At 73.8% G+C, this 14,593-nt stretch carries 12 protein-coding genes; 5 read left to right on the forward strand and 7 right to left on the reverse strand.

The genetic code is table 11. The annotated features are described in order from the left end of the window. Nucleotides 1–54: 54 nt before the first annotated feature. The 6 genes from ACY1JF_RS07110 to ACY1JF_RS07135 form a co-directional block, all read right to left on the reverse strand. The gene (locus ACY1JF_RS07110) at nt 55–810 is read right to left on the reverse strand and encodes a spherulation-specific family 4 protein (RefSeq protein WP_462704127.1); all 756 of its coding nucleotides are present in this window, start codon (nt 808–810) and stop codon (nt 55–57) included. Further along, nucleotides 798–1,865, reverse strand: coding sequence for an NAD-dependent epimerase/dehydratase (locus ACY1JF_RS07115; RefSeq protein ID WP_462704128.1), 1,068 nt, complete (start codon nt 1,863–1,865; stop codon nt 798–800). Before ACY1JF_RS07115 ends, ACY1JF_RS07110 begins: the two co-directional genes overlap by 13 nt. Nucleotides 1,866–2,246: 381 nt before the next feature. Beyond that, nucleotides 2,247–3,443, reverse strand: a complete 1,197-nt coding sequence (locus tag ACY1JF_RS07120; RefSeq protein WP_462704129.1) for a hypothetical protein — start codon at nt 3,441–3,443, stop codon at nt 2,247–2,249. Further along, nucleotides 3,440–5,224 (reverse strand): DUF3492 domain-containing protein, encoded by a 1,785-nt coding sequence (locus tag ACY1JF_RS07125; protein ID WP_462704130.1) that lies wholly within the window; start codon nt 5,222–5,224, stop codon nt 3,440–3,442. Before ACY1JF_RS07125 ends, ACY1JF_RS07120 begins: the two co-directional genes overlap by 4 nt. Nucleotides 5,225–5,431: 207 nt before the next feature. Next, nucleotides 5,432–7,096 (reverse strand): DUF3152 domain-containing protein, encoded by a 1,665-nt coding sequence (locus ACY1JF_RS07130; protein ID WP_462704131.1) that lies wholly within the window; start codon nt 7,094–7,096, stop codon nt 5,432–5,434. An 8-nt stretch (nt 7,097–7,104) separates the two neighbouring features. After that, nucleotides 7,105–8,127: an alpha/beta fold hydrolase gene (locus ACY1JF_RS07135; RefSeq protein WP_462704132.1), complete on the reverse strand. Its 1,023-nt coding sequence runs from the start codon at nt 8,125–8,127 to the stop codon at nt 7,105–7,107. 236 nt (nt 8,128–8,363) lie between these two features. Here ACY1JF_RS07135 and ACY1JF_RS07140 point away from each other — a divergent pair, with 236 nt between their 5' ends. The 4 genes from ACY1JF_RS07140 (at nt 8,364) to ACY1JF_RS07155 (ending at nt 10,425) form a co-directional block, all read left to right on the forward strand. Next, nucleotides 8,364–8,588 (forward strand): hypothetical protein, encoded by a 225-nt coding sequence (locus tag ACY1JF_RS07140; RefSeq protein WP_462704133.1) that lies wholly within the window; start codon nt 8,364–8,366, stop codon nt 8,586–8,588. A gap of 179 nt (nt 8,589–8,767) precedes the next feature. After that, nucleotides 8,768–9,436, forward strand: coding sequence for a TetR/AcrR family transcriptional regulator (locus ACY1JF_RS07145; RefSeq protein ID WP_462704134.1), 669 nt, complete (start codon nt 8,768–8,770; stop codon nt 9,434–9,436). Nucleotides 9,437–9,601: 165 nt separating this feature from the next. Then, nucleotides 9,602–9,829, forward strand: a complete 228-nt coding sequence (locus tag ACY1JF_RS07150) for a DUF3107 domain-containing protein (RefSeq protein ID WP_215172720.1) — start codon at nt 9,602–9,604, stop codon at nt 9,827–9,829. Nucleotides 9,830–10,155: 326 nt separating this feature from the next. Next, a complete protein-coding gene (locus ACY1JF_RS07155) occupies nt 10,156–10,425 on the forward strand; it encodes a hypothetical protein (protein WP_462704135.1) in 270 nt (89 codons plus the stop codon). 177 nt (nt 10,426–10,602) lie between these two features. Here ACY1JF_RS07155 and ACY1JF_RS07160 read toward each other — a convergent pair whose 3' ends face one another. After that, nucleotides 10,603–11,373, reverse strand: a complete 771-nt coding sequence (locus ACY1JF_RS07160) for a ferritin-like fold-containing protein (protein ID WP_462704136.1) — start codon at nt 11,371–11,373, stop codon at nt 10,603–10,605. A gap of 505 nt (nt 11,374–11,878) precedes the next feature. On the opposite strand from ACY1JF_RS07160, the gene ACY1JF_RS07165 reads away from it, so the two are divergent. Further along, nucleotides 11,879–14,563 carry a DEAD/DEAH box helicase gene (locus ACY1JF_RS07165; RefSeq protein WP_462704137.1) on the forward strand — a complete coding sequence of 895 codons (2,685 nt, stop codon included), beginning with the start codon at nt 11,879–11,881 and terminating at the stop codon, nt 14,561–14,563. The last annotated feature ends 30 nt before the right edge of the window (nt 14,564–14,593 follow it).

Below are 14,593 nucleotides of genomic sequence, written 5' to 3' on the forward strand. Positions count from 1 at the left end.
GTTGGTCGGTCAATCATTACGGTTGTTCTCCCGGTAACACTGCCATGGCCTTCTTCATTCCGAGACACCCGTCCCGATGCGCGAGACGATGTCGTCCCAGTAGCCGGGCATCGTCTCCCAGGGGCTCGGGGTGACGCGGCCGCGCTGGTCGGTGCGGTCGGTGAACCAGACCGTCGCGGCGCCCTGCCAGCGGGCGATGCGCAGGGCTTCGTCGAGGTGCGGGCCGGGCACGCCGTGGACGAGGTGGCAGAAGCGCTCGGGCGGGTGGTCCGCGGTCCACTCGGCCACCTGGGACCAGCGGTAGTCACTCCAGGAGCCGCGGAAGGTGACCAGTTGGTCGGCGCTCTCGGCGTAGCCGGGATACGGATGGGTGTCGTGGCCGAGGACGACGCGGGCGTCGTCACAAACCGTCCGCAGCAGGGTGACCATGCGGCGGACGGCGGGGAGCGCGTGCCGTTCGCCGGGGCAGCGGTCCAGGAGGAAGCCGCCGGTCCGGTACCAGTCGGCATACCGGTGGGCATCCGCGACCAGTTCGCCGAAGGGCCGGGCGCCGTGTGCGGCGTCGAGCCGGCCGAGCACGCGGTGGCCCGCGTTGTGCAGTCGTCCGGCCGCCTCCAGGCAGTGCGGGTCGGGGACGCTGCCCGGGCCCTCGGCGACGTCGAGGACGACCCAGTGCAGGGGTGTGCCCGGGCGGGTCAGTTCCGCCCACTCGGCGGGGGCGACGAGCGGGTGGGCCAGGCCGGGGACGCCGAGACCGGTACGGACATCGGTGCTCGCGGTGCCCGTTCCGGCGCTGGTCAGATGCGGCATGCGGCCTCCATCCAGATGTCGGCGAGGGATTCCTCGAGGTTGATACGGGGCCGCCAGCCGAGCCGGTCGCGGGCGGTGCGCACATCGGCCTGCTGCCAGCTGCCGCAGCCGTCCGGGTACGGGTAGGCGACCGGAACGGGGTGATCGGCGTCTCCGCGCGGGCCGAGGCCGTCCACGCGGTGGCCCATGGTGTCGGCCCGGTGGAGGCCCGTCGCCTCGGCGCGGTGGCCGAGCGCCTCGGCGCGGTGGGCGACGGACTCGGTCCGGGGATGGCCGATGACCGGTCGCAGGGCGCCGGGCGGGCCGTCGAGTTCGTGCAGGGCGCCGCCGTAGCCGGCCACGCGGGCGAGGGTGGCGGCGGCGTCGCGCAGACGGACGGCACGGCCCGAGCCGATGTTGATGACGCCCTGCGCGGCGGAGAGGGAGGCGGCGTGTACGGCGCGGGCGACGTCGCGGACGTCCACGAAGTCGCGCTGGACGCCGAGGCCGCCGAGGCGCAGTTCGCCTTCTCCGGACTGCATGGCGCGGCGCATGGCCTCGGCGAGACGGCCCAGCGGGGAGCCGGCGGGGGTGCCGGGCCCGGCCGGGGAGAAGACCCGGAGGACCACGGCGTCCAGGCCGGAGCCGAGGACCAGTTCGGTGGCGGCGAGTTTGCTGACGCCGTAGGGGCCGCCGGGCCGGGGCACGGCGTCCTCCGCCGTGGAGGAACCGGGCTGGCTGGGCCCGTACTCCGCGCTGCACCCGATCTGCACCAGGCGGGCGCCGCACCCGCTGCGGCGCAGGGCCTCGCAGACGGTGGCGACGGCGACGGTGTTGTGCCGGGTGAGTTCGCGGGCCCCGCCGCGGGTGGCGCCGGCGCAGTTGACGACGACACCGGGATGGACCGCGTCGAGGAAGCGGGTGAGAGCGCCGGGGCTGCCGCTGGCGAGGTCGAAGCGGACGTCGGCGTCGTCGCCCCGGCCGAGCGCGGTGAGCTGGACGGCCGGGTCGGCGAGCAGGCGGTCGGCGACGAAGCGGCCGATGTAGCCGTTGGCTCCGATCAGCAGGACTCTCATCGGACGACTCCCGGGGCCGAGGCTTCGGGTCGGGAGGTGGTCATGTCGGGTTCTCCTTCGAGGGTGGTGTCGGGAGGGTGTTCCACGACGGCTCGGGCGGCGGCCCGTGCCGCGGTTCGCTCGACGGCTCACGCTGCCGTCCGTACCGCGGCGCGGGGCTGGTTCGGGTCGGTGGGCCGGGTGCCCGGGCGGCCGGGCGCGGCGGGCCGTGGGCGGTGGGGCGTCCTCCGGGGCCGGGGACGTAGGCGCGGGTCCCGCGGCTGCGCCGGGGCGGGGGTGCGGGGGTGCCGTCGGCGCTGCGGCTGCGGCTGCGGCTGCGGCTATGGCTATGGCTATGGCTATGAGGGTGGGTGTGGGTGTGGGTCGCGTGGAGGAGAGGGTTCATCGGCGGGGCTCCGGGTGGATGTGAGCCGAGGCCCTCGTCAGACGGCGGACCGTGTGCGGCAGCAGGACCAGGGCCGCGATGCCGCACACCACGGTCGGGACGCTCCCGGCCCCCCAGGCGGTGACCAGTTCCTCCACGGGGACGGCCAGGCCTCCGCAACCGGGGAGCCGGCTCGCGAAGAGACTGGCCAGGGCAGCGGCCTCGGCGGCCGTCGCCGTGGTGAGGACGAGCGCCGGCGCGTACCCGGATCCGTGGGCGGTGAGGAGGCGGGTCAGCAGCAGGAGGGTGCCCAGGGCGAGGCCCTGGGCATAGGCGGCGGGTTGCTTGAGGATCGCGCCGGTGAGGGCGAGGAGGGCTGAGAGCGCGCCGAGGAACAGGGCGAGGACGCCGAACAGCAGCGGCCGTACGGAAGCGGCGAACTCCTCCAGTCCGCGGCTCGTCCCCAGCCGGCGACGGGCGTGGACCGCGAAGAGGCGGGCGCACCAGGCCGCGGGCGCGCAGGCGAGGGCCAGGGCCAGCACGGGGGCGACCGTGACGGGCCAGGGGCCGTCCGGGGCGCCCGTGGGCAGACCGTCGGGGCCACCGCCGAGAGCGGCACCGAGGAGACCGTCGCCCAGGAGGGCGTAGCCGACGAGGCAGTGGACCCAGACGCCGCTGTGGTGGTCCCCGGCACCCGGCAGCCGTTCCCGGCGCAGGAGCGCGCGCACGGCCAGGGCGACGGCGAGCGCTCCGACGACGGCCGTGACCAGGCGCGGCTGCCCGTCGGTGAGGCGCAGGCCGGCGACCGTCACCGTGCCCAGCGCGCCGGGAAGCAGCGTGAGGGCGAACCAGCCGGTGCCGGGCCGGGGGGCGGGGGCGCCCGCCGGATCCGCCGGGTCGGCGGTACGGCCGGGACTGGCGGCATCGGCGAGGTCCGGGAAGCTGCCGGGCCGGTCGCCGTCGCGTGGGACGCGGGCGTACATCTCCTCGGCGAGGGCGAAGACGTCGCGGTGACGGAAACGGGTGGCGGTCCGGTCGGTGACGCCGTGTGCTTCGAGGCCCGCCGCGATCTCCAAGGGGTCCACGGCCCGTTCACACAGCTCTTGGTGGCGGCGCATCAGGGCTTTGACGGGGTCCGCCCCGGACCGGGCCGGGCGGGCTGCGCCGGGGCCGTTGCCGCCGTTGGCTTCGTTGACGTCGTCGAGGTGGTTCATCGGGCCCCCTCGGCGGTCGCGGAGACCGGCGCGTCCGTCGCCCAGCCGGGGCATCGACCGGAGGCCGGAACAGGGACGGGGGCGGGGGCGGGGGTGGAGGTGGAGGTGACGGCGGGGGCGGCGGGGACCCGAGCCTCGGCCGGCACGGCGAACGGCAGGGGCGTGCCGGCCCCGTCGAGGGCGTTTCGGCGCAGTGGTGCCCGCGAGAGGACGTCCAGGTAAATGCCCTGGAACGCCGCGATGTTCTGCTCCACGGTGAACAGTTCGAGTGCGCGGGCTCGCGCGGCGGCGCCCAGGCGCTCACGGCGCTCGGAGTCGCGCAGCAGCGATACACACGCCTCGGCCAGCGCCCGCGGATCGCGCGGCGGCACGACCAGCCCGGTCTCCCCGATCACCTCGACGACCGTGCCGACGTCCGTGGACACCGTCGCGCGACCGCAGAACATGGCCTCGACCAGACCGACCGGGAAACCCTCGACCACGCTGGAACTGACCACCAGGGCCCCCGCGGCGTAGGCGTCGGCGACAGACGGCAGTTCTGGCCCGCCGACCTCCTCGAAGGACACCGGGTTCCGGCCTACGGCGTGCGGGGCTCCGGCATCGGCGGGGAAGAGCCGGTCGGCCAGGTTCCGGCAGTGCGCGAGATAGGCCGCGTCCCCGGAGGGGCCGGAGGGGCCGGAGGGGCCGGAGGAACTGGAGGGACCGGACGGACCAGAGGAACTGGAGGAGCCGGAGGACATGATCCGCAAGCGGGACCGGGGCCGCGCCCGGCGGACCTCGGCGAAGGCGTGCAGCAAGGTCACCAGGTCCTTGACGGGTTCCACGCGGCCGACCCAGACGACCGTGTCCGGGTCGGCACGGCCCGGCGCCTCCCCGGCCTCGGCGAAGGGTGCCGCGTCCATGCCCGGGTGGACCGTGCGCAACTTGTCGTGACCGGCTCCGCAGCGTTCCTGCCAGCGACGGGCGTGGGCGTTGCCGTGCGTGACGACGGCGGCCCGGCGGTAGGCCTCGGCGGCGAGCCGGCCGTGGAAGGCGGCGAGCACGGTGCGTATCGCGGGCGAGGAGTCGGGGGCGGTCAGATAGTGCGTGCGCAGCCGCACCCCGTACTCGGTGACCAGCAGGGGAACGCCGAAGAAGTGCCGGGCGAGGAGGCCGGGCAGCGCAGCCGCGCCGCCGGACGTCGCGTGGCACAGGTCGACCGCGCCGAGGCCGGCGTCCTCGTACCAGTCGAGCGAGAGGGGGCGCAGGGCGTGTTCCAGGTGGGCCGAGAGGGCGAGGAGATCCGGGACACGGGCCTCGCGCGCCGGGCGCTGGGCCCCGGGCGCGCGACAGGCGTGCTCCAGCGCGCGCACGGCGGCTTCGGAGCGGAGCGCGCCCACCAGGCCGCCCTCGTCACGGGCGAGCTCGGCGAGCCCGTACAGGGCGCTGGCGAAACGGTCCGCCTCGACGGTCCGGGCGGCACCCGCCGTGCCGGACGGGTCCCCGTGGCCCGTGGCGCACAGGACGGCGACGAGTTCGCCGTAGTGCTCGGCGAAGCGCTTGCGCGCCCGTCGCCCGTACACCACGCCGTCGTCCTCGGCCGTCCACAGCGGCGCGGTACGCACCCGGCTGACCTGCGACGGCAGCGGGACCCAGCCCTCGTCCTCCTGGTGCTCACCGCGGCTGAGCGCGTAGACGTCGAACTCGTGCTGTCCGAGCCCGCGCACGAGCCGGTCGCACCAGAGCCCGGCGTCACCGCTGACGTACGGGTAGCCGCCCTCCGTCAGTAGTCCGATGCGCACGTCCACTCCATCTCCCGTGGGGGGAGCCGCCGTTGGTCAGGCGGCTCGCAGCGGGGACGAACGTATGCGGACAAGGTGGTGGCGCGACGGACGGTTGTCCATCGCGCCACCAAAAGGGGTGAACAGGCGTAACTTTCCCGCCCGGGGCGCGTTCGCCGCCCTCAAGGAGTCGGACGCATCTCGAACGCCGTGCGCCTGGCCGGCCGATCAGCCGGACGGGTACGCCCAGGCGTTGGGACGGCACCGGATCCCGTTGTACTCCAGGAACTTGGTCTGCTGCTGCATGACGGGAGCGAGGTCCCCGTCCTTGTCGCAGGTCACGTGGTTGTAGCCGAGACGGTGGCCGACCTCGTGGTTGATCAGCATCTGCCGGTACGAGTGGATCTTGTCGTCACCGTACGTCTCCGCGCCCCGCGCCCATCGGTAGGCGTTGATCATCACGCGTTCGGTGGCGGCCGAGTCACAGGAAACGTTGTCGACCGTGGTGTCCAGACCCGACTTGGCGCACCAGTCGGCGGTGGTGCCCGGGCTGGCCAGCGTGATCACGAAGTCGACCTCGCCGGAGTGGACGCGCTCGAACGTACGGGCGCCGTTGTGGGCCCAGCTCCGGTCGTCGTTGAGCGTCTTCTGCACGGCCTCCGCGAACAGTTCGCCATCGAGGCCCAGCCCCTGCTCGACGTCCACGCGGTAGGTGTACTTCCGCCCCTTCCCCGGCGCCTTCGCGATGCCCTCGATCGCGTCGAACTTGCCGGAGCCCTTGAGTGTGGCGCCGAGCGGGTAGATCTTGTCCATCTGCTGCGCGTACGTGAGCGGCGCCGAGGCGCCCGACCCGGTTCCGCTCCCCGAACCCGCGTCCGATCCCGACCGGGCCTTCTGGTCCTTCGCGTCCTCGGCGGCTTCGTGGGTGGCCCGCGCCTGTTCCGCGGCCGACCGGGATGACCCCGCGTCCTCGCCGACGCGCCCGTCGGTGACCTGTCCGGCCACGACGATCGCCAACACGGTGGTGACCGCCGCGGCGGCGATGCCGGCGAAGGCCCGCCCCTTGGCGCCCTTGGCCGCCTCCGGCCCGTCGGCGAGCGGTCCGTCACCGCCGGCGTCACCGCCGGGGCCGCGCGCCCCGTCCACGGTGCGGACGGGACCGGCCTCGGCGTTCCAGTCGGTGACGGAGGCGTACGGGGCGGGCACGGGCGCGTCGGCACGGGTGCGCACCGGCGCGTGAGACGCGAAGACGTCGTCCTCGCCCTTGTCGAAGGCGTCGAGGTAGTCCTGCCGGGGCCCGCCCGCCGGCACCCGTGGCCCCCGCGGCGTCTGTGGCCCTTGAGACCCCCGTGGCCCTTGAGATCCCTGTGGCCCCTGTGGCATCTGCCGCTGCCGCGGGAGGGGAACGCCGGCGCGGCCGGGAGCGACGCCGGGGCCCGGGACCTCCCCGGCCCCGTGCGGCCCGGGAGCCACGCCAGGCGGCGTACCACCGCGCCCCCCGAACGCGCCCCATCCCCCACCCGGTTCCCGCTGCTCAGGGTGTCCGCCCCGCACCTGTCGCACACCGTTGGCGGGGGTGCCGTCCGGCAGCCTCGGCACGCCTCGGGCCGGGGTCCCGTCACCGGTGTCCGACGCGCCGTAGGGCGGAACGCCGTGCGCAGGAGTCCCGTAGGCCGGAGTCCCGTAGGCCGGAGTCCCGTATCCGGACGTGTCACCCCCTGGCGCGGCTTCGGGCGCCGTTCGGCGCCCCCGCCCCGGCGGCACGGCCGGACCGCCCCTCTCCCGCGACCGTCCGTCCGTCTCCTGTGATTGACCGCTTTGGCGTTCTGGTGCCGCGGTCGCGTCCGCGGTGCCGCCCTTGGGGGCCGGTCCGCGGCGGCTGTGGCGTCCCACGTCGCGCCTCAGCCTCCTGTGTTGTCGTCGGTGTGCAGGTCAGCGGCGGCGCGGCGGGCGTCGCCGTCGGGCGCCGACCCGGCTGTCTCCGCGAGGAGTTCCCGGAAGGCCGTGGCGACCGTCTGCGGATACTCCATCATGGCGACGTGCCCCGCGTCCGGCAGGGTCAGCAGCCGCGAGTCGCGGAAGGCGCGGGCCGCCCGCTGGGCCATGCGGTAGCCGACGAGTTTGTCCCGGCCGCCGTAGACGAGCAGGGTCGGCGCGAGGACGCGTTCGGCCTGGCGCCACAGTCCGTGCTGGCCGCCCACCGTGTAGGCGTTGACGATCCCCCGCGCGGAGCGCGCCATCGCGTCCCAGAAGTACGGCAGCCGCTGGCGTCGCTCCATCTCCTCCACCGCGTGCCGGAAGCCCTCCTCGGACACCCGTCCGGGATCTCCGTAGCACAGCGCCATGACGCCGCGGACCCGCTGCTCGGCCGTCCAGTCCCGGCTCAGCCGGGTGAACAGCGTGGCGACCCCGGGCAGCGCCAGCAGCCCCGTCGGCACGGCGCTGCGCTGGACGCGGATCTCCGGAAGCGCGGGCGAGACCAGGGTGAGCGTCCGCACCAGGTCGGGGCGGACGGCGGCGACGCGGGTGACGACGGCGCCGCCGAGCGAGTTGCCCACCAGGTGTACGGGGCCTCGCCCGGCCGAGTCGAGGAGGCGGATCACCGCGCGCGCGTGCCCGGTGATCGAGTAGTTGCCGTCGTCCGGTGGCGGGGAGTCGCCGAAGCCCGGCAGGTCGACCGCCTCGTTGTCGACGACGTCGTCCAGCAGCGGCATCAGCGCCGACCAGTTCTGGGAGGAGCCGCCGAGGCCGTGGACGTACAGGGCGGGCGGCAGGCCCTCGCGGGACGGCTGCCGCGACCGCACTGTCAGGGTGATCCCCGGCAGCCGCACCGACCTCAGACGCTCACCCTCCGCGACCCTGACGGCCACCGCCTCCGGCAGCACATTGGCAGGCGGCACGGACGGCAGCTCGGTCGAAGACATGCGCCAATGTTACGAGACGATCACGCGGCGGTTCACGTGTTCGGTGTCACAAGAGAGGCGCAACTGTTCGACGTTCCGCACCCCCTGTGACCCCGCGCCCCCCTCCACTCCCCCTGACCCCTCATACGGCATCAGATCGCACCGCATTCGATTCGGGTGTCTCCTAGGCTCGTACAGAGGGCACCCGCACCTGACCCCCGCCTCCCGGCGGGGACGTTCACAGAAAGGGAGCCGGCATGGCCATCGACCCCAGCGACCCCGAGACGTTCGAGAACGACGAGGCACAGGACATCCAGGCCGTCGGCGTCGAGGCCCCGGACGCCGACGCGGCCGAGCAGCAGACGGACATCGCGCCGGTCCGGGACGACCCGCTGACCGGCGTGGACCCAGGCCGCGCCAACGAGGCGGACCTCACGGAGCAGGCCCGTGTGGTCTCTCTGGACGAGGACGACTACCGCTGACGTGCGCCGAACAGGCAAGAGACTGATACTGCCCGGACAGCACATGTTTGAAACGTTTCGCGACCTTTTCATCACCGTCCGGTCCATGAAATTCTCAGCTCGCACCGCGCACACCACGGTTACCGAAAAGTACGATGGCCGCGCGGCGCACACCGCACAGGACGACTTTGGGAGGCGGCGTGACAGCCATCGAGCAGACAGAGGCGGCACGCCCGCGGGGCACGCGCCTGCCGCGTCGCGCCCGACGGAACCAGTTGCTGGGCGCCGCGCAGGAAGTGTTCGTGGCGCAGGGCTACCACGCGGCCGCGATGGACGACATCGCCGAGCGGGCCGGTGTCAGCAAGCCGGTGCTCTACCAGCACTTCCCGGGCAAGCTGGACCTCTACCTCGCCCTGCTGGACCAGCACTGCGAGTCCCTGATCCAGTCCGTCCGCAACGCCCTGGCGTCGACGAACGACAACAAGCAGCGCGTCCGGGCGACCATGGACGCCTATTTCGCGTACGTCGAGGACGACGGCGGCGCCTTCCGGCTGGTCTTCGAGTCGGACCTGACCAACGAGCCGGCGGTGCGCGAGCGCGTCGACAAGGTCACCACCGAGTGCGCCGAGGCGATCTGCGACGTCATCGCCGAGGACACCGGTCTCTCGCGCGCGGAGTCGATGCTGCTCGCCTCCGGTCTGGGCGGCCTCGCCCAGGTGGTGGCCCGCTCATGGCTGCACAGCGACCGCAGCGTGCCGCGCGACCAGGCGGTGCGGCTGCTCGCCTCGCTGGCCTGGCGGGGCATCGCCGGCTTCCCGCTGCACGGCAACGAACAGCACGGCAGCGAGCTGCACGGCGAGCACCACTGAGGTGACCGGCTGAGGCGATCGGCGCGTGCCGTCGCCGTTTGTTCCCGGCGGCTGTTCGCTCCTGGCGTTGTCGCGCCGAGCGTGTACGTCCCCTCACCGGGCTAATGTGTGCTGGGTACGGCGCGGAAGATCGCGCACATCACTGACCGTCGGAGGGACAAAGCCGTGGAGGTCAAGATCGGCGTGCAGCACGCGCCCCGCGAGATCGTTCTGGAGAGCGGTCAGAGTGCCGAGGAGGTGGAGCGCGTGGTGTCCGAGGCACTGGCCGGCAAGTCGGCGCTGCTCAGCCTCGTCGACGAGCACGGCCGCAAGGTACTGATCCCGGCCGACCGTCTCGCCTACGTCGAACTGGGCGAGCCGGCCCCGCGCAAGGTGGGCTTCGGCGCGCTGTAGCCGAACCGGCGTACGCGAGGGCCCGGCGGTCACCCACGCACCGCCGGGCCCTTCCGCATGCCCTGCCGGCCGGGCGGGGGTCTCTTCACCCGCCTCCCCCACCACAAGACGGACCCGGGGACGGATCCGCGGGCAGATCCCGAACAGAGCCGCGAGCAGGTCCCGAACGGAGCCGCGAGCGGATCCCCGACAGATCACGGACGGGTTCGTGGACGGATCCACGAACGGAGCACAACTCCCCCACAGGAAGGGGTTGCATTCCGCAGGTCAGGGGTATGACGGCTACGACCGTTCGAGCAGGCCGGCCGTGTGGGAGGGACCCCGACATGCTGTTGGAAGCGCTCAGCGCCGCGATCCTCGGGCTGGCCCTGGCATGGGCCGCCGCCCACCGCCTGCCGCACCGTCTGCCTGCTCGCGCCCTCGTGCTGTCGACGGGCGTCGCGGGCGCCCTCTTCGGCGCGTTCGTCACGCACAGCGCGCTGGGCGCCGGAAACCTGCTGCCGATCCTGCTGGGCTCGGCAGCCGTCTCCACGGCCTCGCTGTCGCTCCTGCTGCGCCCGGCGGGAAGACTGCGCGGCCGGTCGGCGACCGCCTGACCGACCGCCGTCCCCGACTCCACCGGACGCCCGGCCGATGACCCGCCTCCGGACATCCGGCCGCCGTCCCCGACTCCACCGGACATCCGGCCGATGACCCGCCTCGGCCACAGTCAGACGGACCGGACAGGACCGGCCCCATCGCAACCGGCCGGGACAGGACCGGACTGAACCGGATCAGGCCGCCAGCCCCAGCGCGGCCATCCGCTTGGTGTGCGCCTCGGTGATCCGGGAGAACATCCGGCCCACCTCCGCCAGGTCGAAGCCGTCCGCGACCCCGCCCACCAGCATCGTCGACAACGCGTCCCGGTCGGCGACCACCCGCTGGGACTGCGACAGGGCCTCGCCCATCAGCCGCCGCGCCCACAGCGCCAGCCGGCCGCCCACCCGCGGGTCGGCGTCGATCGCCGCGCGCACCTTCTCCACGGCGAAATCGGCGTGCCCCGTGTCGTCCAGCACGGCCAGCACCAGTTCCCGGGTGTCCGTGTCGAGGCGGGCCGCGACCTCCCGGTAGAAGTCACTGGCGATCGAGTCCCCGACGTAGGCCTTGACGAGTCCTTCCAGCCAGTCCGAGGGCGCGGTCTGCTTGTGGAAGCTCTCGTAGGCGGTGACGAACGGAGCCATCGCCTCCGTCGGCTCCTCACCGATCTCGGCGAGCCGGCCGCGCAACCGCTCGAAGTGGTGGAACTCCGCCGAGGCCATCTTCGCCAGCTCCGCCTTGTCCGACAGGGTCGGCGCCAGCTTGGCGTCGTCCGCGAGACGCTCGAACGCCGCCAGTTCGCCGTACGCGAGCGCTCCGAGCAGGTCCACGACGGCGGCGCGGTACTGCGGGTCGGCGGCTGCCGCCGACCAGTCCCGGGCGGCGACTGCGGTACGTTCGGCGGCGGCTTCCTCGGTGGCTGCTGCGGGGGCGTCGGCGGCGGTGCCAGGCTTGTCAGAGCTCGTCATGCAGCGCACAATAGCCCGCCCGTCGGTGACCGGAAGGGCCTGGTCAGTCAGTGTGACGACGACTACGTGGCCAAATCGGCCATCGCGTGTGCGCGAATCCGGGGTATGGTGGTAATGCGCCTGCCGAGTGTGTGACGTACGAGTACGTGTCGTACGGCTACGTGACGTGTTCGTCGGGCCGCACGCATGAGGATGCCCGGTCGGTGGCCCGATCGGCTCCGCCCGACAGCCCTCCCGGCCGTACGCCACTGTGTACGGCAGCCCGGAGGGGGACCCTCAGCGGTTCGAGCGCTAGAGCGTCGGCAGAGGTCCCGTGTCTACGGCTCGCCCGTAAGGCAGTCGACGTCCCCGGCACGGTCCTGACACGACCCCCGCGCTCGCCTCGCACCGCGCACACAGAAGAGGCAGCACCCTGACTACGACGTTTCGTTCCCTCGGAATCCTCCCCGAGACCGCCGAGGCCCTGGAGGCCGTCGGCATCATCACCCCCTTCCCCATCCAGGAGATGACGCTCCCCGTGGCCCTCTCGGGCACGGACGTCATCGGCCAGGCCAAGACCGGCACCGGCAAGACGCTGGGTTTCGGTCTCCCGCTCCTCGAGCGCGTCACCGTTCCCGCCGACGTGGAGGCCGGCCGCGCCGCTCCCGAGGCCCTGACCGACGCCCCCCAGGCCCTCGTCGTCGTCCCGACGCGCGAGCTGTGCCAGCAGGTCACCAACGACCTCCTGACCGCCGGCAAGGTGCGCAACGTGCGCGTCACCGCGATCTACGGCGGCCGGGCCTACGAGCCCCAGGTCGAGGCCCTGAAGAAGGGCGTCGACGTGATCGTCGGCACCCCCGGCCGGCTCCTCGACCTCGCGGGCCAGAAGAAGCTGAGCCTGAAGCACGTCAAGTGCCTGGTCCTCGACGAGGCCGACGAGATGCTCGACCTGGGCTTCCTGCCCGACGTCGAGAAGATCATCAACCTGCTTCCGGCCAAGCGGCAGACGATGCTGTTCTCGGCCACCATGCCGGGCGCGGTCATCGGACTGGCCCGCCGCTACATGTCGCAGCCCACGCACATCCGCGCCACCGCGCCGGACGACGAGGGCCAGACGGTGGCCAACACCACGCAGTTCGTCTACCGCGCGCACAACATGGACAAGCCCGAGATGGTCGCGCGCATACTGCAGGCCGAGGGCCGTGGACTGGCCATGGTCTTCTGCCGCACCAAGCGCACCGCGGCCGACCTGGCCGACCAGCTCCAGCAGCGCGGCTTCGCCTCCGGCGCGGTCCACGGCGACCTGGGCCAGGGCGCCCGCGAGCAGGCGCTGCGCGCCTTCCGCAACGGCAAGGTGGACGTGCTCGTCTGCACCGACGTCGCCGCCCGCGGCATCGACGTCGAGGGCGTGACGCACGTCATCAACTACCAGTCACCGGAAGAGGAGAAGACGTACCTGCACCGCATCGGCCGCACCGGCCGCGCGGGCGCCAAGGGTACGGCGATCACCCTGGTCGACTGGGACGACATCCCCCGCTGGCAGCTGATCAACAAGGCGCTGGACCTCGGCTTCAACGACCCGCCGGAGACCTACTCCACCTCTCCGCACCTCTACACCGACCTCGGCATCCCCGAGGGCACCAAGGGCGTCCTGCCGCGCGCGGCCCGCACGCGCGCCGGGCTGGCGGCCGAGGAACTGGAGGACCTGGGCGAGCCCGGCGGCCGGGGCGGCCGTGACCGCGGTCGCGGCGGGCGGAGCGGACGGGACGAGTCCCGTACCGCCGACCGGGACCGCGAGCGCTCGGCGCGTACGCCGCGGCGCAGGCGCCGTACCCGCGGCGGCACGCCGCTGGACGCGGCTGCCTCCCCGGCCACCGAGGCGGCCCCGGCCGCGACCGGCGGCGGTGTGCCGGAGGACGGCGACGCCGCCCCGCGCGTGCTGCGCCGGCGCCGGCGCACCCGCGGCGGATCCCAGACCCGCCAGCCGCTGCCCGCGGCGACGCAGGCCGGCCCCTCCGGCACAGGAACGGCGAAGACCACTGGGGCCGCGGACGCCGCCCTGGTGACGGCTGAAGACGCTGCCGTGAAGACCTCCGGGACCGCTACGGCGGTGGCGGCACCGGCCGTCACCGAGGCCCCTGCGGTCATCGAAGCCCCGGCCGTCACCGAGGCCCCGGCGGCCCCTGCGGCTCCGGAAGCCCCCGCCGAGAAGCCGCGCCGTCGCCGCACCCGCAAGACGGCGGAGACCGCCGTGGCGGCAAAGGCCCCGGCGGAGACCGCGCCGGTGATCACGGAAGCCGCTCCGGCCGCCGAGGCCACGCCGGCCGCCGAGGCCACGCCGGTCATCGAAGCCGCTCCGGTCATCGAAGCCGCTCCGGTCGAGGAGGCCCCGGCCACCAAGCCGCGCCGTCGCACCCGCAAGACCGCGGCGGCCACCGAGCCGGCGGTCGAGACCGCCGAGGGCGCCACGGCCGCCGAGCCGGTCAAGCCGCGCCGCACCCGCAAGACGGCCGCGAAGGCCACCGAGGCCGTACCGGCACCGGCCACCGAGGACGCGGAGCCCGAGACCAAGCCGAAGACCCGCCGCACCCGCAAGACCACCGCGGCCACGGCCCCCACCGACACGGCGACCGACACGGCGGTCGAAGCCACGCAGACCGAGGACGCCAAGCCCAAGGCCCGCCGCACCCGCAAGACCACGGCGGCCACCGCGACCGCACCCACCACCGACATCCCGGCCCAGACCACACAGGAACCCGGCCCCGAAGCCGAGGCCAAGCCCCGCCGCACCCGCAAGACCGCGGCGAAGGCCACCGAGGCCGTACCGGCACCGGCCACCGAGGACGCGGAGCCCGAGACCAAGCCGAAGACCCGCCGCACCCGCAAGACCACCGCGGCCACGGCCCCCACCGACACGGCGACCGACACGGCGGTCGAAGCCACGCAGACCGAGGACGCCAAGCCCAAGGCCCGCCGCACCCGCAAGACCACGGCGGCCACCGCGACCGCACCCACCACCGACATCCCGGCCCAGACCACACAGGAACCCGGCCCCGAAGCCGAGGCCAAGCCCCGCCGCACCCGCAAGACCGCGGCGAAGGCCACCGCCCCGGCCGAGGACACGGAGCCCAAGCCCAGGACGCGTCGCACCCGCAAGACCGCGGCGGTCACGGCCCCGCAGCCCGCGGAGTCGGAGTCCCCGGAGAGCTGATCTCCACGCCTCGTCGGCCCGGTACCGCCC

This window comes from Streptomyces sp. SYSU D01066-1, assembly GCF_054956795.1.

What these genes read in the sequence shown, in the direction of transcription:
- ACY1JF_RS07115 (WP_462704128.1), bottom strand. Translation starts at nt 1,865, where the DNA reads ATGAGAGTCCTGCTGATCGGAGCCAACGGCTACATCGGCCGCTTCGTC.
- ACY1JF_RS07135 (WP_462704132.1), bottom strand. Translation starts at nt 8,127, where the DNA reads ATGTCTTCGACCGAGCTGCCGTCCGTGCCGCCTGCCAATGTGCTGCCG.
- ACY1JF_RS07165 (WP_462704137.1), top strand. Translation starts at nt 11,879, where the DNA reads ATGACGCTCCCCGTGGCCCTCTCGGGCACGGACGTCATCGGCCAGGCC.
- ACY1JF_RS07110 (WP_462704127.1), bottom strand. Translation starts at nt 810, where the DNA reads ATGCCGCATCTGACCAGCGCCGGAACGGGCACCGCGAGCACCGATGTC.
- ACY1JF_RS07120 (WP_462704129.1), bottom strand. Translation starts at nt 3,443, where the DNA reads ATGAACCACCTCGACGACGTCAACGAAGCCAACGGCGGCAACGGCCCC.
- ACY1JF_RS07155 (WP_462704135.1), top strand. Translation starts at nt 10,156, where the DNA reads ATGCTGTTGGAAGCGCTCAGCGCCGCGATCCTCGGGCTGGCCCTGGCA.
- ACY1JF_RS07140 (WP_462704133.1), top strand. Translation starts at nt 8,364, where the DNA reads ATGGCCATCGACCCCAGCGACCCCGAGACGTTCGAGAACGACGAGGCA.
- ACY1JF_RS07160 (WP_462704136.1), bottom strand. Translation starts at nt 11,373, where the DNA reads ATGACGAGCTCTGACAAGCCTGGCACCGCCGCCGACGCCCCCGCAGCA.